This window comes from Noviherbaspirillum sp., assembly GCF_036563305.1.
GTDB lineage: Bacteria > Pseudomonadota > Gammaproteobacteria > Burkholderiales > Burkholderiaceae_D > Noviherbaspirillum.
The window spans coordinates 264,566-283,614 of sequence record NZ_DATCMQ010000006.1; the positions used below are offsets into that span (position 1 = coordinate 264,566).

Below are 19,049 nucleotides of genomic sequence, written 5' to 3' on the forward strand. Positions count from 1 at the left end.
TAAGCCGGATAGCGAGAGAATGTTTATTCCTCTAATCAAAAAAATCGGCCTCAAGTTTTCATTGAATGATCCCAGGTGGGGACGCGGAAGCCAGGACAACGGCCAAAACCAGAACCAGGACGGCAAGCGGCCGAATGACGGTCCTCCGGACCTGGATCAACTCTGGCGCGAATTCAATCAGCGGCTGAACCGCCTGTTCGGCGGCAAGGGCAATGGCCGCGGCGGCGACGGCGGCGGCTTCGGCCCGGACATGAAGGGCGCCGGCATCGGTGCCGGCCTGATTGCCGCAATCATCGGTTTTCTCTGGCTCGTCAGCGGGTTCTTCATTGTGCAGGAAGGCCAGACCGCGGTCGTCATGACCTTCGGCAAGTACAGTGCCCCGGCGCGCCCGGCGGGTTTCAACTGGCGCTGGCCGTATCCGATCCAGAGCCACGAAATCGTCAACGTATCGCAGGTGCGTACGGTGGAAGTCGGCTATCGCACGAACGTGAAGAACAAGCAGCCGCGCGAATCCCTGATGTTGACGGACGATGAAAACATCATCGACATCCAGTTCGCCGTCCAGTACCGGCTAAAGGATGCTTCTGAATGGGTGTTCAACAACCGCGACCAGGAAGAGACTGTGCGCCAGGTCGCTGAAACCTCCATCCGGGAAGTGGTCGGGCGCAGCAAGATGGATTTCGTGCTGTACGAAGGGCGTGAGAAGGTCGCTTTCGACGCAAGCCAGTTGATGCAGCAGATTGTCGACCGCTACAAGGCCGGCGTCCAAATCACGAACGTGACGATGCAGGCTGTGCAGCCGCCGGAACAGGTGCAGACGGCATTCGACGACGCGGTCAAGGCTGGTCAGGATCGCGAACGCCAGAAGAATGAAGGCCAGGCATATGCGAACGACGTGATCCCGCGCGCACGTGGTGCCGCAGCACGGCTGTTGCAGGAGGCGGAAGCCTACCGCTCGCGTGCGGTGGCCAACGCGGAGGGCGACGCTTCTCGTTTCAAGCAGGTGCTGGCCGAGTACCAGAAGGCTCCCGCGGTAACCCGCGACCGGATGTACCTGGAAACCATGCAGCAGATCTTTACGAATACGACCAAGATCATGGTGGACAGCAGGAGCGGTAACAATCTACTTTATCTTCCGTTGGACAAGCTGATCGCGCAGAGCGCCAGTGAGGCTGCCGCAGGCAAGACGGGCGCCGCCACGCAGGCGCCGTCATCGGCGGTACCAGGGGGAGACGCTTCGCAGACAAACATGGATACGCAACGACAGAGGGACTCCCGCACGCGCGACGGCCGTGATTCCCGCGACAGGGAGACACGCTGATGAACCGCCTCGTTTCCTATTCCATTGCGGCGCTGATCCTTCTGTCCGTGCTGATGTCGACCCTGTTCGTGGTCGACCAGCGGAAGTATGCGATCGTGTTTGCGCTCGGCGAAGTCAAGAAGGTGATCAGCGAGCCCGGTCTGCATTTCAAGCTGCCGCCGCCGTTCCAGAACGTGATCTTTCTGGACAAGCGCATCCTGACGCTCGATACGCCGGAGGCCGACCGGTTCATCACCGCGGAAAAGAAGAACATCCTGGTCGATGCCTACATCAAGTGGCGCATCACCGAGCCCAGGCTGTACTTCGTGAGCTTCACCGGCGATGAGCGCCGCGCGCAGGACCGGATGTCGCAGATCGTCAAGGCCGCGCTGAACGAGGAAATCACCAAGCGCACCGTCCGGGAAGTCATCTCGGGCGAGCGTGGCAAGGTCATGAACGCGATCCAGAAGAAGGTGACGGAAGAGGCGAAGCAGATCGGCGTCGAGATCGTTGACGTGCGGTTGAAGCGCGTTGACTATGTCGAGCAGATCAACAATTCGGTGTACGACCGGATGCGCGCCGAACGCGTGCGCGTGGCCAACGAGTTGCGTTCCACCGGAGCGGCTGAATCCGAGAAGATTCGGGCGGATGCCGATCGACAGCGGACCGTGATTCTTGCGGAAGCCTATCGCGAGGCGGAGCAGATCCGCGGCGACGGCGACGCCAAGGCAACGCAGATCTATGGCCAGGCTTTTGGGCAGAACCCCGAATTCTTCAAGTTCTACCGCAGTCTTGAGGCCTATCGCGCCAGCTTCAAGAGCCGCAACGACATGCTGGTGGTCGACCCCAACTCCGAGTTCTTCCGGTATTTCAAGAACCCCGTCAATGGGTCTGCAGCCCCGACGCCGAAGAAGTGATGCGGGTCGGTCGTGGACAGTGTGTGGGTGATCGCGTTTGGCATGATGCTCTTGTTCGAGGGCATCACCCCTTTCCTGTTTCCGGCGCGATGGCGCCGGTTTCTTGAGCAGGTCGCCCGTCTGAGCGACGGGCAGATCCGTTTTCTTGGTCTCACCGCCTTGCTTCTCGGCCTCGCCGTAATCTGGCTGGTCCGCTTCTAATCCATACGCTCGCTTTTTTTCGCCATGCCGAACTGGCTCCTTCCTGAAAATATCGCCGACGTCCTGCCGTCCGAAGCGCGCAAGATCGAAGAATTGCGCCGGGCGCTGCTCGACAACTTCCGTTTATACGGCTATGAACTCGTCATGCCTCCGATGCTGGAGTATCTCGAGTCGCTCCTGACCGGCGCGGGACAGGACATGGACCTGCGCATATTCAAGCTGGTCGACCAGCTTTCCGGACGAACGATGGGCGTCAGGGCAGACATGACGACGCAGGTGGCGCGGATTGATGCCCATCTGCTCAACCGATCGTCCGTGACGCGCCTCTGCTATGCCGGCAGTGTGCTGCACACCCGGCCGTCAGGTTTTCATTCGACCCGGGAGCCGGTCCAGATCGGTGCCGAAATATATGGCCATGCCGGGCTGGAAGCCGACGCGGAAATCCAGGAGCTGGTACTTGCCTCGCTCGCGCTTGCCGGCATCTCCGAGGTGCGGCTCGACTTGTGCCACGTTGGCGTGCTGCGCAGCATTATCGCAGGCGACGACGCTGCAAAGCGCAATGAAGCCGCACTGTTCGCGCTCCTTGAGACAAAGGACGTTCCAGGGCTGCGGGCGTTGTGTGCAAATTTCGCTCCTGCCACCTGTGCAGCACTGCTGGCGCTGCCCGGTCTCTATGGCGATCCCGGCATCATTGGCCGGGCACGCGCCGAGTTGGGCGCAATCTCCGGCGTCGGCCGCGCACTTGACGAGCTCGAGACCCTGGTGCATCAGGCGGGTGCGGCTACCGTGACGGTGGATCTTGCCGATCTTCGCGGATACCATTACCACAGCGGCGCGATGTTCGCGGCCTACGTCCCCGGCCTGCCGAATGCGGTTGCACGCGGCGGGCGCTACGACCATGTCGGCGAGGCATTCGGCCGCTCCCGGCCTGCGACAGGTTTTTCAATGGACCTGCGTGAACTGGCCCGCCTGATGCCGGGCGCAGAACGCACGCGGGCTATCCGCGCTCCATGGGGAACGGATGCCGCCCTTCGCAAGAAGATTGCAGAATTGAGAAAGAGCGGCGAGGTTGTGATCCAGACCTTGCCGGGGCATGAAACTGACCAGGATGAATTCGACTGCGACCGCGCGGTCGTATGGGAAAACGGTAACTGGATTCTTAAAAACTAGGCAAAAGCATGGCAAAGAACGTGGTTGTCATCGGTACCCAATGGGGCGATGAAGGAAAAGGAAAGATCGTCGACTGGCTGACCGATCATGCGGAGGGCGTGGTTCGCTTTCAGGGTGGACACAACGCCGGACATACGCTCGTGATCGGTGGCCAGAAGACGGCGCTGCAGCTGATCCCGTCGGGAATCATGCGCGCCGGCGTCGCCTGCTATATCGGCAACGGCGTCGTGCTCTCGGTCCCGGACCTGATGCGCGAAATCGACAAGCTGCAGGCGAACGGGGTCGAGGTTGTGTCGCGCCTCAAGGTGTCCGAAGCCTGCCCGGTCATCCTTCCGTACCACACCGCGCTGGACGCGGCCCGTGAAGCCGCGCGCGGCGCCGCCAAGATCGGGACCACGGGGAAGGGCATCGGACCGGCGTATGAGGACAAGGTCGCGCGCCGTGCAATCCGGGTCGCCGACCTCCTGAACGCCGAACGCTTCGCGGAAAAACTCCGCGAAAACCTCGATTACCATAATTTCGTTCTCACGCAGTACCTGAAGGCCGACGCGGTCGATTTCCAGAAGACGTACGACGACACGCTCGCACTGGTGCCTCGCCTGGCCCCGATGGTCGCCGACGTGTCGAGCGCCCTGTATGGCGCGCACAAGGCGGGCGTCAATCTGCTGTTCGAGGGAGCGCAGGGCAGCTTGCTCGACGTCGATCACGGAACCTATCCTTTCGTCACGTCGAGCAACTGCGTGGCGGGCAATGCTGCGGCAGGATCGGGCGTCGGTCCGAACATGCTGCACTACGTCCTTGGCATTACCAAGGCCTATACCACCCGCGTCGGCTCCGGCCCGTTCCCGTCGGAGCTGGCAACTGATCAGGGCGTGGGCAAGCACCTGGCGAGCGTTGGACACGAGTTCGGCACCGTGACAGGACGGGCGCGCCGCTGCGGCTGGTTCGATGCCGCGTTGCTGCGCCGTTCTGTGCAGATCAATGGCGTGTCGGGGATGTGCCTGACGAAGCTGGACGTGCTCGATGGCCTTGAGTCGCTGCAGCTTTGCACGGGCTACAAGATCGACGGCAAATCCGTCGGTGTTTTCCCGGTGGGCGCCGAAGACGCGGCGCGTTGCGAACCGGTGTACGAGCAGATGCCCGGCTGGTCCGAGTCGACCGTGGGTGCGAAGTCGATGGATGCGCTGCCGGCGAATGCGCGGGCCTACATCAAACGCATCGAAGAACTGGTCGGCATTCCGGTCGACATGGTCTCCACCGGTCCGGATCGCGAAGAGACGATCGTCCTGCGTCACCCGTTTGTCTAAGCGTACCGATGATGGATGCGAACATGACAGACAAGGTGAACGAGATGTCGACCGAAAAGGACTTGTGGGTCTCCTGGGACGATTACATCCGCGCGATCGTCGGCCTCGCCCGCATGGTTCACGAGTCCGGCTGGCAGTTTGATCAGGTGTTGTGCCTGGCTCGGGGCGGCCTGCGGCCGGGCGACATCTTCTCCCGGATCTTCGATGTGCCGCTGGCAATTCTCTCGACCAGCTCCTACCGCGAGGATGCCGGCACGACGCGCGGCTCACTGGATATTGCCAAGCACATCACGATGACCAAGGGGGCATTGTCCGGCAAGATCCTGCTGCTGGACGACCTCGTGGATTCCGGGGTGACGCTGGAGAAGGTGCAGGGCCATCTGAAGGAGCATTTCCCTGCGGTGACCGAGGTCCGATCCGCGGTCATCTGGTGCAAGGCCTGTTCCTCGGTGCGGCCCGACTACTACCTACAGTATCTGCCGACGAATCCCTGGATCCACCAGCCATTCGAGGAGTACGACAGCCTCCGTCCGCACCAGCTCGCCGCCTGGTTGAAGAAGGGCGAAAGCAGCATGTAGAACTTGCTCTGCATTCCGGACTCAAACCGACCGTTCGGCGTCGGTTGTGCTGAGACTGCGGTAGTGGCACGATCAAAAAACCCGTTGCTCGACAACGGGTTTTTCATTGCACGTGCGTTGGCCGATCGGTGCTGGTGGTCATGACGAGGGAGCGATCAGGGCGCAACGCGCGGTAGCGATCGGCAGGCTGAAAAGCCGGCGGGGAAAAGAAAAAAGGCTCGCAGCTGCGAGCCTTTTTAAACTTGGTGCCCAGAAGAGGACTCGAACCTCCACAGTGTTGCCACCGCTAGGACCTGAACCTAGTGCGTCTACCAATTCCGCCATCTGGGCTGCGAAAGACAGACATTATATCGGAAAATTTGAGGATGTCAATTCGCAGGTGCAATCATCTGATGAAGAGCGCGGTTAGGTAAATGTAACTGTAGTCCGTTACACTAGCTTCCGTATTAATAACAATTTCATTAAAACAGCTTTTGAGCCAATTCCAATACAACATTCCCAGCCGTGAGGAAATCCTCGGCATCTTGCGAACTGCGGCCGGCGCGCATGACTTGCAGTCACTGGCAGCCGCTCTCGGCGTCAAGCCGGAGGAGATCGATGGCCTCACGCGTCGACTGAACGCGATGGAGCGCGATGGCCAGATCAAGCCCAACCGTAACGGCGAGTATCAGCTCGCGCACCAGACCAGCTTCATCGAAGGCCGCGTCAGCGGCCATCGGGAAGGATACGGTTTCCTGATCCCCGACGATGGCGGCGACGACATCTTCCTTCCCGAGAAGGAGATGCAGAAGGTGCTGCATGGCGACCGCGTGCAGATCCGCATCGTCGGCCTCGACCGCCGCGGCCGGCCCGAGGGCAGCATCGTGGAAGTGCTGGAGCGGGCCAATACTCACGTCATCGGACGGCTGCTCAATGAAAACGGTGTCTGGGTCGTCGCCCCGGAGGACAAGCGCATCGGCCGTGACATCCTGCTTTCGGGGTCGCCCGGCAAGGCGAAGCCGGGGCAGGTCGTCACCGTCGAACTGGTCGAGCAGCCCTCGCGCTACACCCAGCCAATCGGCAAGATCGTCGAGGTGCTCGGCGACATCGACGATCCGGGCATGGAGATCGAGATCGCGGTGCGCAAGTATGGCGTGCCGCATGAATTCTCCGATGCCGCGGCGAAGCTTGCCGCCAGACTGCCGGGGGAGGTGAGGGATGCGGACCTGCAGGACCGGGTGGATCTGCGCGATATCCCGCTGGTCACCATCGACGGCGAGGATGCGCGCGATTTCGACGATGCGGTGTACTGCGAGCCGGTGAAGATCGGGCGTACCAAGGCTTACCGCCTGATTGTGGCGATCGCGGACGTGAGCCACTACGTGAAACCGAATGATGCGCTGGACCAGGACGCCCTCGAGCGCAGCACCTCGGTCTATTTTCCGCGTCGGGTCATCCCCATGCTGCCGGAAAAGCTGTCCAACGGACTGTGCTCGCTGAATCCCGCGGTGGACCGGCTCACCCTCGTGTGCGATGCGGTAATCACGAGCAAGGGCGCCATCAAGGCGTACCAGTTCTATCCTGCAGTCATCCATTCGGCGGCGAGGCTGACCTATACCGAGGTCGCTGCGATACTGGCCAACACCAAGGGGCCGGAAGCGGCGAAGCGCCACCAGCTGGTGCCGCACCTGCTGCATCTGTACGAAGCCTTCCAGGCATTGCTGCATGCGCGCCAGGAACGCGGTGCGATCGATTTCGAGACCACCGAGACCTACATTGTCTGCAATGCAGCAGGCAAGATCGAGCAGATCCTGCCGCGCAGCCGCAACGACGCGCACCGACTGATCGAGGAGTGCATGCTGGCGGCGAACGTGTGCGCGGCAGACCTGCTCGCCCGTCACAAGCATCCCGGTGTGTACCGCGTGCACGCGGCGCCATCGAAGGAAAAGCTCAACCAGGTTCGGACCTTCCTCAAGCAGATGGGCCTGCACCTCGGCGGCGGGGACACGCCGGTCGCTTCGGACTACGCGGAACTGATCCCGAAGATCAAGATGCGCCCGGATGCGGTGCTGCTGCAGACCATGCTCCTGCGCTCGATGCAGCAGGCGGTATACAGCCCCGACAATATCGGCCATTTCGGATTGGCCTACGAAGCATATGCGCATTTCACCAGCCCGATCCGACGCTATCCCGACCTGCTGACGCATCGCGCGATCAAGGCGATCCTGCAAGGCAAGCGGTATGAGCCCAAAGGCATCGACATGGGCGCGCTGAACACCATGCTGTCGCCGGCGGCGCGCCGCATGGCCGCAGAGGACAAGGCGAACGGCAAGAAAAAGAAGGAAGGCGAGCTGGCGGTGTGGGAGGCGCTCGGCATCCATTGTTCCGCCAACGAACGCCGCGCCGATGAGGCGTCCCGCGACGTCGAGGCCTGGCTGAAATGCTACTTCGTCCGCGACAAGCTGGGCGAGGAGTTTACCGGCACGATTTCCGGCGTCGCGCCGTTCGGCATCTTCGTGCAGCTCGACACGCTGTTCATCGAAGGGCTGGTGCATGTGACCGAGCTCGGATCGGACTACTTCCAGTACGACGAGGTGCGTCACGAGTTGCGCGGCGAACGCACCGGCATCCGCTACCAGCTCACCGATCGGGTGACGGTGCAGGTGAGCCGGGTCGATCTCGACGCGCGCAAGATCGACCTGCGCCTGGTGAACGAGCCTGACATCCGGACCGCCATCAAGAACGAGGCGCGCCGGGCGGAAGCCGGCCAGGCCCGTGAGAAGAAATCGAAGGCGAACGCGCCCGCGCCGACGGTCAAGTCAACGGCGCGCAAGGCCAAGACGGCGCGCAGCAAGACCGGTTCGGCCTCCAGGAAGGGCGAAGCCTCCGGCAAGGCTGGCAAGAAGAAAAGATAACGATGAAAAGCAAACTGATTTTCGGCTTCCATGCCGTGACGGCGCGGCTGCGCCATGAGGCCTCGTCCGTGGAAGAGATCTACGTGGATGCCGGCCGGCACGACCGGCGCATGCAGGACCTGATACGAGCGGCAGAAGATGCCAAGGTAAGGATCATCCATGCGGAGGGCGGTCGCCTGGACGGCATGGCCGGCACGCGCCGGCACCAGGGGGTCGTGGCGAAAGCCGGAGAACTCTCCCTGGCGCGCAACCTCGACGAACTGCTCGACGCCATCGTCGGGCCGCCGCTGCTGCTGGTGCTCGACGGCGTGACGGATCCGCACAACCTTGGCGCCTGCCTCCGGGTGGCGGACGGCGCTGGCGCACACGCCGTCATCGCGCCGAAGGACCGGGCCGTCGGACTCAACGCGACCGCGGCCAAGGTCGCGAGCGGCGCAGCCGACACCGTGCCGTACATTACCGTGACAAATCTTGCGCGCACCATGCGCGAGCTGAAGGAACGGGACATCTGGCTGATCGGTACCGATGACGAGGCGGAGAAGGGTTTGTACGACGCCGATTTCTCCGTCGGCTGCGCGCTGGTCATGGGTTCCGAAGGCGAAGGGATGCGCCGGCTTACCCGGGAGACGTGCGATCTGCTGGTCAACATACCGATGCTTGGCGCAGTGGAAAGCCTGAACGTGTCGGTCGCTTCCGGCGTCTGCCTGTACGAGGCCCGTCGTCAACGGATTCCCCGCTGACGGCGGTATCGCCCGCGCGGTGCGGCCGTCGCTCGCCACACGCCTGACCGTTCATGCCCTGATGTCCTGATTCCGTCCCTGCCATGTTCAATCGTCTCCGCGAAGATATCGCCAGCATCATCGAACGCGACCCGGCGGCGCGCAATGCCTGGGAGGTGCTCACCTGCTATCCCGGCTTGCATGCGATCGTCATGCATCGCTGGGCGCACTGGTGCTGGATGCGGGGGCTGAAGTGGGCCGGGCGGTTCATTTCGCATCTCGCCCGCGGTGCGACCGGGATCGAGATCCACCCGGGCGCGACCGTTGGCCGCCGCGTCTTCATCGACCACGGGTTCGGCGTCGTGATCGGCGAAACCGCCGAGGTGGGCGACGACTGTACCATCTACCAGGGTGTGACCCTCGGCGGAACCTCATTGAGCAAGGGCGCGAAGCGCCATCCGACCCTGGGCCGTGGCGCAATCATTGGCGCGGGCGCGAAGGTACTTGGCGGGTTCACCGTCGGTGAGGGCGCCAAGGTGGGTTCCAACGCCGTCGTCGTCAGGGAAGTGCCGGCGGGAGCGACCGCGGTCGGCAATCCGGCCCATATCGTCCAGAAGGACGCCGGGCGGCAGCGCGAGGAGGCGACGGCGCGCGTTTTCTCCGCATATGGAATCACGCCGGGTAGCGGAGAGGATCCCCTGGCGACCGCGCTGCATCGGCTGATCGATCATGCGGCGCTGCAGGAGCGTCAGATACTGGGGCTGATGGCGGCGCTCCAGAACGCAGGGGTTCGTTGCGACACGGTGCCGAAGACGGACGGGATCGATCCCGAACAATTGAACAAACTGGTTGAATGAGGCGAATGTGACGGACGCAGCGATGCAAGGCGAAGCAGCAGACGGACTGGAACTGCTTGACGACTTCGAGGTTCGGGTACTGGGGGTGCTGGCCGAGAAGGAAGGCATCACGCCCGACAGCTATCCACTGTCGCTCAATGCGCTCACGGCCGGCTGCAATCAGCTTTCCAGCCGCGATCCCGTGATGTCGATGAGCGAGCAGACTATTACCGCGGTCCTGCAGCGCCTTGTTCAGCGCAGACTCGTTTCGGAAGTGCGCCAGGCCGGGGCGCGCGTGGCCAAGTATGAACACCGGATGCGGATGAAGTGGTCGCTGGAGCAGGACAAGCTTGCGGCGCTCACAGTGTTGATGCTGCGGGGAATACAGACAGCGGGCGAAATCCGAGCACGCTGCGGCCGCCTCCACGACTTCGCCACGGTGGCGGACGTGGAAACGGCACTGCAATTTTTGATCGACAAGTTTCCTCCGCTGGTCGCTCGCCTGCCGCGGGCGCCCGGCACCAAGGAAGCGCGTTACGCGCATCTCCTGTCGGGATCGGAGAGGGTGGAGCAGCAGGAGGTGGCCGGCAGCTTTGCTTCGAACCTGGAGCCGGCCGCAGGCGTCTCGCCACCGGCCCGGCCACTGTCTTCATCCGACCGCGTCGCTGCGCTGGAGACGGAGGTGGCGGCGCTGCGGGCTGAGCTTGAACGCCTCAACGCGCAGTTTGCCGAATTCCGGCGTCAGTTCGAGTAGTCCTGCCTAGGACGCCGCGGTCTCGACCGGGACGTGACGGAACGTCCCGTCGTACTGCAGTGCGAGCCATCCTCCCCGCGCCGGCGTGGCGTCGCAGTCCCAGTCCGGCAGCACATGGCGTTCACGTTCGCCTTGCGGAGCGGGGTGGCGATGGACCGCCGGCCGATGGGTATGGCCGTGGATCATCGCTTCCGCGCCGCTCGCCGCGAACAGGTCCTCGATGGCTTCCTGGTTGACGTCCATGATGGCGTAGGATTTCTCGCGCTGCGCCTCGCGGCTGCCGCTGCGCATGCCGGCGATGATGGCCTTGCGTTCCGCAAGCGATTTTGCCAGGAATGCGGCCTGCCATCCCGGCTGCCTGACCTGTGCGCGAAACGCCATGTAGCCTGTATCGTCCGTGCACTGGGCGTCGCCGTGCACGAGGACCAGCTTGCGCCCGGCCAGCTGCAGGACATGGGGTTCGGACAGCAGTTGCAGGCCGGCGGCTCCGGCAAAGGCCTCTCCTACAAGGAAGTCGCGGTTACCCGGTATCCAGTACAACTGGACGCCGGCGTCGCTGACCTCACGCAGTGCAGCGACGACCGCAAGGTTGTACGGATCCTCGATGTCGTCGTCGCCGGCCCAGTATTCAAACAGGTCGCCGAGCAGGTAGAGCCGTTGTGCGCGGCAGGCATGCTTCCGCAGGAAATCGAGGAAGGCCTGCGTGGTGCGCGGCAGCGCGGGCTGCAGATGGACGTCCGAAACAAAAAGCGCAACCGGGTCGGGTTGCGCATCGCCGCCCGCGGCGGCGGGCATCTCGTTTGCCGGCATGATTCCCCGTGTCAGACGATTTCAGCCTTCTCGATGATGACGTTCTCCTCGGGCACGTCGGCAAACATCCCGGCGCGCGTGGTCTTCACCGACTTGATCTTGTCCACGACGTCCGTGCCCTCGGTCACCTTGCCGAACACGCAGTAGCCCCAGCCGTCCTGGCCCGGGTAATCGAGGAAGCTGTTGTTCTTGACGTTGATGAAGAACTGGGCGGTTGCCGAATGCGGCGACGACGTGCGGGCCATTGCCACCGAGTAGGGCTCGTTCTTCAGGCCGTTCTTCGCTTCATTCTCGACCGGCTCATTGGTCGGCTTCTGCTTCATGCCCGGTTCGAAGCCGCCGCCCTGGATCATGAAGCCGTCGATCACCCGGTGGAAGATCGTGCCGTCATAGTGCCCTGCGCGAACATAGGCGAGGAAATTTTCCACGGACTTCGGCGCCTTTTCCGCGTCGAGTTCGATCTTGATCTTGCCATGGTTGGTGGTGAGGATGACTGCCATGTTGGTTCCTTTTGAGTTGGGTTACTTGACGACCGTCGCCGACTGAATGACCACAGGTTGCAGCGGAACGTTCTGGTGCATGCCCTTGTTGCCGGTTTTCACGGCCTTGATCTTCTCGACCGTGTCGGCGCCCTTGATCACCTTGCCGAAGACCGCGTAGCCCCAGCCGTCCTGGCCCGGGTAGTTGAGGAAGCTGTTGTTGCTGACATTGATGAAGAATTGCGCCGTAGCGGAATGCGGATTGCCGGTCCGGGCCATCGCGACGGTGAGGGCGTCGTTCTTGAGGCCGTTTTTCGCTTCATTTTCGATCGGCGCCTGCGTCGGCTTCTGCGCCATGTCCTGGTCGAAGCCGCCACCCTGGATCATGAAATTGTCCATGACGCGATGGAAGATGGTGCCGTTGTAGTGTCCGCTCTTGACGTACTGCAGGAAGTTGGCGACCGACTTCGGCGCCTTCTCCGGGTACAGCTCCAGGACGATCTCGCCCATGTTCGTCTTCAGCGCCACCTGCGGGTTTTCCGCGGCATGCGCGGCATGGAGGCTGCCGGCGAGCGAGACCGCGGCGAACATTTGCAGGAAAAGCCTGCGGGTGCAGGAACGGGAGGTGCGGATTGCGGGCATGCTGCTTCCTTTGCTCTTTACAGGCGGATAGTGTTTGTGTATCTTCCGTGTCCCTTTTCGCGGCATCCGGCAGGGCCGACGGGCCGGCGGCGAGGGGAAGTAACGGTGCTATACTGCCGCGAAACTGTGCATTTTATCAAAAGACGCATCGCAAAAGGGTTTCGGCGAACCGGTATTGTCGTGTCGCCCGCCGCTGTCCGACGGCGGGGGAGCATCGGCACATCGCGTCGCTCGTCTTCAGCCGGAACGACAACTGCTCATGACCGCCATCAAGATCTACAACACGCTCGCTCGTGACAAGCAGGCTTTTGTGCCCATCCAGCCCGGCAAGGTTCGCATGTACGTGTGCGGGATGACCGTCTACGATTACTGCCACCTCGGCCATGCACGGGTGATGGTGGTGTTCGACATGGTCCAGCGCTGGCTGCGTGCATCCGGTCTCGACGTCACCTACGTGCGCAACATCACGGACATCGACGACAAGATCATCCGGCGCGCGGTGGAGAACAACGAGCCGATCGGCAAGCTGACGCAGCGCTTCATCGATGCGATGGACGAGGATGCCGCCGCACTCGGCGTGCAAAAGCCCGACCATGAGCCGCGCGCCACCCAGTACGTGCCGCAGATGCTGGGCATTATCGACAAGCTCGAACGCAATGGGCTCGCCTACAAGGCCGCCGACGGCGACGTCAATTATTCGGTGCGCGATTTTCCCACCTATGGCCGGCTCTCCGGCAAATCGCTGGACGACCTGCGCGCCGGCGAACGCGTCGAGCGCAACAGCGACAAGCGTGACCCGCTGGACTTCGTGCTCTGGAAGGCCGCGAAGGAATCCGAACCCGACGAAGTCAAATGGGACTCGCAATGGGGCAAGGGGCGGCCAGGGTGGCATATCGAATGCTCGGCGATGAGCTCGGAACTGCTGGGCGAGCAGTTCGACATCCATGGCGGCGGCGAAGACCTGCAATTCCCCCATCACGAGAACGAGATCGCACAGTCGGAAGGCGCGCACGGTCACACCTTCGTGAACTACTGGATGCATAACGGGTTCATCCGCGTGGACAACGAGAAGATGTCGAAGTCGCTTGGCAACTTCTTCACGATCCGCGATGTGCTGAAGAAGTACGACGCCGAAGTGGTGCGCTTCTTCATCCTCCGCGCCCACTACCGCAGCCCGCTGAACTATTCGGACGCCCACCTCGACGATGCCAAGCAGTCCCTGGCCAGGCTGTACACGGCGCTCAAGGAAGTCGTGCCCGATGACGGCCCGCTGCAGCACGACGAAGAACACGCGCGCCGCTTTGCCGACGCGATGAACGACGATTTCAACACGCCCGTCGCGGTTGCCGTGCTGTTTGACCTCGCCAACGAAGTCAATCGCGGCAGGTCGCCGGCGCTGGCGCGCCAGCTCAAGGCGCTCGGCGGCGTCATCGGCCTGCTGCAGCGCGGCCCGCAGGAATTCCTGCAGGGCGGCCCCGGTTCTGCCGGCGGCGGCCTCGACGAGAGTGCAATCGCCGCGAAGATCGACGCCCGCGCCGCGGCCAAGAAGGCAAGGAACTTTGCCGAAGCGGACCGGATCCGGGCGGAGTTGCTTGATGCCGGCGTGGTGCTGGAAGACAAGCCGGGCGGCGTCACCGAGTGGCGCAGGACCTGAAGCCATGACCGCGAGTCCCATGACGAACGGCGGCCCCGGCGTGCCTGCTTACTGGCAGGATGCGAAGGATGAACTGATGCGGCGCGACCGCATCATGCGCAAGCTGATACCGCAGTTCGGCGACCTGCACCTGAAAGGACGGGGCGAGGCATTCGTTACGCTGGCGCGCTCCATCGTCGGCCAGCAGATCTCCGTCAAGGCCGCCGACGCGGTATGGCAGCGCTTTCTCGCGGTTTGTCCGAAGTGCACGCCGGCGCAGGTCCTGAAGGCCGGGCCGGTGTCGCTCGCCGAATGCGGCTTGTCGAAAAGAAAAGCCGAATATGTCATCGATCTTGCCGAGCATTTCAAGGCCAAGCGGGTCCAGGCGGAGAAATGGGCGGAGATGGCCGACGAAGAAGTCATCTCGGAACTGATCCAGATACGGGGAATCGGACGCTGGACAGCAGAGATGTTTTTGATATTTAATCTGCTCCGTCCGAATGTGTTGCCTTTGGATGACCTCGGGTTATTGAAAGGCATCAGCGTCAATTATTTTTCCGGTGAACCAGTATCGCGCAGCGATGCGCGCGAGGTTGCGGCCAATTGGGAGCCGTGGCGCACGGTCGCGACCTGGTACCTCTGGCGCAGCCTCGATGCCGCGCCGGTCGTGTACTAAGTGCCCCCGGAACCGCGCGTGTTGAACAAGGAGGCACGATGAGCAAGACAACTTTCCTCGGTTTCGAACAACCTATCGCCGAACTCGAGGGAAAAATAGAAGAACTGCGCTTTGTACAGGACGACTCCGCCGTCGACATCTCCGAGGAGATCGAACGCCTGTCCAAGAAAAGCCAGCAACTTACCAAGGATATCTACGCCAAGCTGACGCCGTGGCAGGTGTCGCAGATCGCGCGCCACCCGCAGCGTCCCTACACCATGGACTACGTGAACGAGATCTTCACGGACTTCCATGAGCTGCACGGCGACCGCAGCTATGCCGACGATCTCTCCATCGTCGGCGGACTGGCCCGTTTCAACGGCCAGGCCTGCATGGTGATCGGACATCAGAAGGGCCGCGACACCAAGGAACGCGCGCTGCGCAATTTCGGCATGCCGAAACCGGAGGGCTACCGCAAGGCGATGCGCCTCATGAAGCTGGCCGAAAAATTCGGGCTCCCGATCTTCACCTTCGTCGACACACCCGGCGCCTTCCCGGGCATCGACGCCGAAGAGCGCGGCCAGTCGGAAGCGATCGGCCACAACCTGTACGTGATGGCTGAGCTGAAGGTGCCGCTGATCGCCACCATCATCGGCGAGGGCGGTTCCGGCGGCGCGCTGGCCATCGCCGTCGGTGACGTCGTGCTGATGCTGCAGTACGCCACCTATTCGGTCATCTCGCCCGAAGGCTGCGCCTCCATTCTCTGGAAGACTTCCGAACGTGCGTCGGACGCCGCGGATGCACTTGGCCTTACCGCACACAGGCTGAAGGCGATCAACCTGATCGACAAGATCGTCAACGAGCCTCTCGGTGGCGCTCACCGCGATCCGAAGCAAATGGCCGTGATGCTCAAGCGCGCACTGGCCGACTCGCTGCGCCAGGTGCAGGGAATGAAGCCGCGCGAACTGATCGCCGCGCGCCATGAAAAGCTCATGAGCTACGGCAAGTTCAAGGAAATCAATCCGTCGGAATAATCGTGCCGGACAAGCAGTCCGCCTCCGTGCAGGAGGCATTCGAACGCGCGCTGGGAGCAATCCTCGCGCGCGTTTCCGTTTCCGGTTCTGCTGACGCTTCAGACCGCGCCGCCGCCGACCGGCAGTCCGGCGGCCTGCCCGCCGTAGGCCTCGCCTACAGCGGCGGACTCGATTCCACCGTGCTGCTGCATCTCGCGTGTGCCTGGGCAGCCGGCACTGGCAGGCGCCTGCATGCCTTCCATGTACACCACGGTCTCAGCCCGCACGCCAATGCCTGGTTGCGGCACGCCGAACAGGAGTGCGCCCGCCTCGGGGTCCCGCTCCATGCGGCGCATGTCAACGTGGACAGCAATGGCGACGGCATCGAGCAGGGCGCGCGGAAGAGACGCTACGCGGCACTGGGCAGGCTGTGCCGGGAGCACGGGGTGCGCCTGCTGCTGACCGGGCACCATCTCGACGACCAGGCGGAGACCGTGCTGCTGCAGATGCTGCGCGGCGCCGGTGTGGCAGGTATCGCAGGCATGCAGGAATCGGTGGAGGCGCAGGGCCTGCTCGGGGTCGCCGGACTGCTGCTCGGTCGGCCGCTGCTCGGCGTGGCGCGCGAGGCATTGGAATCCTTTGCCCGCGAGATGCGGGTGGCCTGGGTCGACGACGAATCGAACGACGACCTGCGTTTTTCGCGCAATGCGCTGCGGCATGCGGTGATGCCTGCGCTGGCGGGGCATTTTCCAGGATTCCAGGAGCGCCTGGCGCGGGGCGCCGCACACGCCGGCTCGGCCCGGCGGCTGCTCAATGAAATCGCCGCGGAAGACCTCGCAAGCTGCGGCCGGGAGGATGGCAGCATTGACCTGGCCCGACTGCGCGGCAGTCCGGACCGTATCGCCAACCTGATGCGGCACTGGTTCACGGTGCACCAGGTGCGCATGCCAAGCACGGCCTGGCTGGACCAGATGCTGCGGCAGGCGCTGGGCGCACGGGAGGACGCGCAGGTGCGGGTCGTCCATCCCGATTGCGAAGTGCACCGTCACCGGAACCGCCTGTTCCTGATTCCGCGCATCGACGACGCCGCCCTGCGTGTCGCGCCGGCGACCTTTCGCTGGCAGCGGGAGGCGGCGCTGCCGTTCCCCGCATTTGGCGGCATCCTTCAGGTGCGGACTGCGGGGGAGGAGGATCGCAATTGGCTGGCGGCGCGGTCGCTGGAGCTGCGCTACCGCAGCGGCGGGGAAGTCCTGAAACCGGGGCCGAACAGGCCGAGCCGCAGTCTCAAGCACCACTACCAGGCCCTCGGCATCCCGGCATGGGAACGCCGCCGGCTCCCGCTCGTCCTCGCAGACGGCCGGCTACTGTATGCCGCAGGCATCGGGATGAATCACGCGGTCCTGCCGCCGGGCGCCGGCATCTCCTTCGAATGGGAGCGGGCGACGACCTGAGCCGTCCCGCGCGCAGCGCACGAACCCGGCCGTATTTTCTTCGTTTTTCCCGGCTTTTAACGGAATTTCTATGCCATTCGGCTTGCTTTCCTGTCTTGTGGCAGGTAAAGTAAAGGGTTGATTTTTATCATATTTCTCTTCCCTCCAACGCTTCATCCATCCCTATGGCTTTAATCGTTCACAAGTACGGCGGCACATCGATGGGCTCGACCGAGCGTATCAAGAATGTCGCCAGGCGCGTCGCCAAATGGCACGATGCCGGACACCAGATCGTCGTCGTGCCGTCGGCCATGTCCGGCGAAACCAATCGCCTGATCGCGCTGGCCAAGGAAGTCATGCCGCAGCCCGATCCGCGCGAACTCGACATGCTGGCGTCCACCGGCGAGCAGGTGTCGGTGGCGCTGCTGTCGATGGCGCTGCAGTCCATCGGCAAGCAGGCGGTCTCGTATGCCGGCTGGCAGGTGGCGATCAAGACTGATTCCGCCTTCACGAAGGCGCGCATCCAGTCGATCGACGACGAGCGCGTGCGCAAGGACCTGGCGGCCGGCCGGATCGTCATCATCACCGGTTTCCAGGGCGTGGACGATGCAGGCAACATCACGACGCTGGGTCGCGGCGGATCCGATACCTCGGCCGTCGCCGTGGCTGCCGCGCTGAAGGCGCAGGAGTGCCTGATCTATACCGACGTGGACGGCGTCTACACGACCGATCCGCGCGTGGTCTCCGAGGCCCGCCGCCTGCGTACGGTGACCTTCGAGGAAATGCTCGAACTGGCGTCGCTCGGTTCGAAGGTCCTGCAGATCCGCTCGGTGGAATTCGCCGGCAACTACAAGGTGCCGACGCGGGTGCTGTCGTCGCTCACCGACCCGCTGATACCGCTGGAAGAGGAAGCGACTTCCGGCACCCTGATTTCGTTTGAGGAAGACACACACATGGAACAAGCTGTCATTTCGGGTATCGCATTCAACCGCGACGAAGCCAAGATCACCGTCCTGGGCGTGCCCGACAAACCCGGCATCGCGTACCAGATCCTCGGCCCGGTCGCCGATGCCAATGTCGAGGTCGACATGATCATCCAGAACCAGTCGGTGGAAGGCAAGACCGACTTCACCTTCACCGTCGCGCGCGGCGAGTATGCGAAGGCGATGGATGTGCTCAACAAGAGCGTCAAGGAACACATCGGTGCAGCCAGCATCGTCGGCGACACCAAGGTCTCGAAGGTGTCGGTGGTCGGCGTCGGCATGCGCAGCCACGTCGGTATCGCATCGCAGATGTTCCGCACCTTGTCGGAAGAGGGCATCAACATCCAGATGATCTCGACTTCGGAAATCAAGATCTCGGTGCTGATCGACGAGAAGTACATGGAGCTGGCGGTGCGCGCGCTGCACAAGGCATTCGACCTCGAGAAGGCTTGAGCGAACGCATCTCCCTGCATTGTTTCATTGACCAAGTGCGCATGAGCAGCTATCATGCGGGACTTCACTGAGGCGACGTACTGCGTCATTTCAGTGGTGTGGAGACGTGGCCGAGAGGTCGAAGGCACTTCCCTGCTAAGGAAGCATATGGGCTTAAACCTGTATCGAGGGTTCGAATCCCTCCGTCTCCGCCAGTAATTCTGTAATTGGCGATAAGTCATTGAGTAAAAGGCCCTTTTCGGGGCCTTTTTCTTTTTCCGTGCTACCCCAAGCCC

The 19,049-nt window shown here is 62.8% G+C and carries 18 protein-coding genes and 2 tRNA genes; 16 read left to right on the forward strand and 4 right to left on the reverse strand.

Annotated elements, in window-relative coordinates; translation table 11 throughout:
• The first annotated feature begins 19 nt into the window (after positions 1–19).
• From hflK to VIM12_RS04660, 6 genes are read left to right on the forward strand one after another with little or no spacing between them, the layout of a single operon-like run.
• Positions 20–1,321, forward strand: a complete 1,302-nt coding sequence (gene hflK / locus VIM12_RS04635) for an FtsH protease activity modulator HflK (protein WP_331940442.1) — start codon at positions 20–22, stop codon at positions 1,319–1,321.
• Entirely contained in the window at positions 1,321–2,217 is an 897-nt protein-coding gene (gene hflC, locus VIM12_RS04640; RefSeq protein WP_331940443.1) for a protease modulator HflC, read from the forward strand. Before hflK ends, hflC begins: the two co-directional genes overlap by 1 nt.
• A gap of 42 nt (positions 2,218–2,259) precedes the next feature.
• On the forward strand, positions 2,260–2,418 hold the full coding sequence (locus VIM12_RS04645; protein WP_331940444.1) for a DUF2065 domain-containing protein: 159 nt from the start codon (positions 2,260–2,262) through the stop codon (positions 2,416–2,418).
• Between the two features lie 24 nt (positions 2,419–2,442).
• On the forward strand, positions 2,443–3,588 hold the full coding sequence (locus VIM12_RS04650) for an ATP phosphoribosyltransferase regulatory subunit (protein ID WP_331940445.1): 1,146 nt from the start codon (positions 2,443–2,445) through the stop codon (positions 3,586–3,588).
• An 8-nt stretch (positions 3,589–3,596) separates the two neighbouring features.
• Positions 3,597–4,895 carry an adenylosuccinate synthase gene (locus tag VIM12_RS04655; protein WP_331940446.1) on the forward strand — a complete coding sequence of 433 codons (1,299 nt, stop codon included), beginning with the start codon at positions 3,597–3,599 and terminating at the stop codon, positions 4,893–4,895.
• A 23-nt stretch (positions 4,896–4,918) separates the two neighbouring features.
• Complete coding sequence (locus VIM12_RS04660; RefSeq protein ID WP_331940447.1) at positions 4,919–5,473, forward strand: phosphoribosyltransferase; 555 nt, start codon at positions 4,919–4,921, stop codon at positions 5,471–5,473.
• A 243-nt stretch (positions 5,474–5,716) separates the two neighbouring features.
• On the opposite strand, the gene VIM12_RS04665 is transcribed toward VIM12_RS04660, so the two are convergent.
• Positions 5,717–5,803: transfer RNA gene (locus VIM12_RS04665), tRNA-Leu, on the reverse strand.
• A 143-nt stretch (positions 5,804–5,946) separates the two neighbouring features.
• Between VIM12_RS04665 and rnr the strand changes: the two genes are divergently transcribed.
• From rnr to VIM12_RS04685, 4 genes are all read left to right on the forward strand, one after another.
• A complete protein-coding gene (gene rnr, locus VIM12_RS04670) occupies positions 5,947–8,367 on the forward strand; it encodes a ribonuclease R (protein ID WP_331940448.1) in 2,421 nt (806 codons plus the stop codon).
• Positions 8,368–8,369: 2 nt separating this feature from the next.
• Positions 8,370–9,107, forward strand: a complete 738-nt coding sequence (gene rlmB / locus VIM12_RS04675) for a 23S rRNA (guanosine(2251)-2'-O)-methyltransferase RlmB (protein ID WP_331940449.1) — start codon at positions 8,370–8,372, stop codon at positions 9,105–9,107.
• Between the two features lie 83 nt (positions 9,108–9,190).
• On the forward strand, positions 9,191–9,943 hold the full coding sequence (gene cysE, locus VIM12_RS04680) for a serine O-acetyltransferase (protein WP_331940450.1): 753 nt from the start codon (positions 9,191–9,193) through the stop codon (positions 9,941–9,943).
• 22 nt (positions 9,944–9,965) lie between these two features.
• Positions 9,966–10,676 carry a YceH family protein gene (locus VIM12_RS04685; RefSeq protein ID WP_331940451.1) on the forward strand — a complete coding sequence of 237 codons (711 nt, stop codon included), beginning with the start codon at positions 9,966–9,968 and terminating at the stop codon, positions 10,674–10,676.
• 6 nt (positions 10,677–10,682) lie between these two features.
• On the opposite strand, the gene VIM12_RS04690 is transcribed toward VIM12_RS04685, so the two are convergent.
• From VIM12_RS04690 to VIM12_RS04700, 3 genes are read right to left on the reverse strand one after another with little or no spacing between them, the layout of a single operon-like run.
• Entirely contained in the window at positions 10,683–11,486 is an 804-nt protein-coding gene (locus VIM12_RS04690) for a UDP-2,3-diacylglucosamine diphosphatase (protein WP_331940452.1), read from the reverse strand.
• An 11-nt stretch (positions 11,487–11,497) separates the two neighbouring features.
• Positions 11,498–11,986 (reverse strand): peptidylprolyl isomerase, encoded by a 489-nt coding sequence (locus tag VIM12_RS04695; protein ID WP_331940453.1) that lies wholly within the window; start codon positions 11,984–11,986, stop codon positions 11,498–11,500.
• Between the two features lie 21 nt (positions 11,987–12,007).
• Complete coding sequence (locus VIM12_RS04700; RefSeq protein ID WP_414691748.1) at positions 12,008–12,607, reverse strand: peptidylprolyl isomerase; 600 nt, start codon at positions 12,605–12,607, stop codon at positions 12,008–12,010.
• 259 nt (positions 12,608–12,866) lie between these two features.
• Here VIM12_RS04700 and cysS point away from each other — a divergent pair, with 259 nt between their 5' ends.
• The 6 genes from cysS (at position 12,867) to VIM12_RS04730 (ending at position 18,968) form a co-directional block, all read left to right on the forward strand.
• Entirely contained in the window at positions 12,867–14,261 is a 1,395-nt protein-coding gene (gene cysS, locus VIM12_RS04705; protein WP_331940454.1) for a cysteine--tRNA ligase, read from the forward strand.
• A gap of 4 nt (positions 14,262–14,265) precedes the next feature.
• On the forward strand, positions 14,266–14,916 hold the full coding sequence (locus tag VIM12_RS04710; protein WP_331940500.1) for a DNA-3-methyladenine glycosylase: 651 nt from the start codon (positions 14,266–14,268) through the stop codon (positions 14,914–14,916).
• Positions 14,917–14,954: 38 nt separating this feature from the next.
• Positions 14,955–15,929, forward strand: coding sequence for an acetyl-CoA carboxylase carboxyltransferase subunit alpha (locus tag VIM12_RS04715; RefSeq protein WP_331940455.1), 975 nt, complete (start codon positions 14,955–14,957; stop codon positions 15,927–15,929).
• A 2-nt stretch (positions 15,930–15,931) separates the two neighbouring features.
• The gene (gene tilS / locus VIM12_RS04720; protein WP_331940456.1) at positions 15,932–17,359 is read left to right on the forward strand and encodes a tRNA lysidine(34) synthetase TilS; all 1,428 of its coding nucleotides are present in this window, start codon (positions 15,932–15,934) and stop codon (positions 17,357–17,359) included.
• Positions 17,360–17,523: 164 nt separating this feature from the next.
• Positions 17,524–18,774 carry an aspartate kinase gene (locus tag VIM12_RS04725; RefSeq protein ID WP_331940457.1) on the forward strand — a complete coding sequence of 417 codons (1,251 nt, stop codon included), beginning with the start codon at positions 17,524–17,526 and terminating at the stop codon, positions 18,772–18,774.
• Positions 18,775–18,874: 100 nt separating this feature from the next.
• A tRNA-Ser gene (locus VIM12_RS04730) sits at positions 18,875–18,968 on the forward strand.
• The last annotated feature ends 81 nt before the right edge of the window (positions 18,969–19,049 follow it).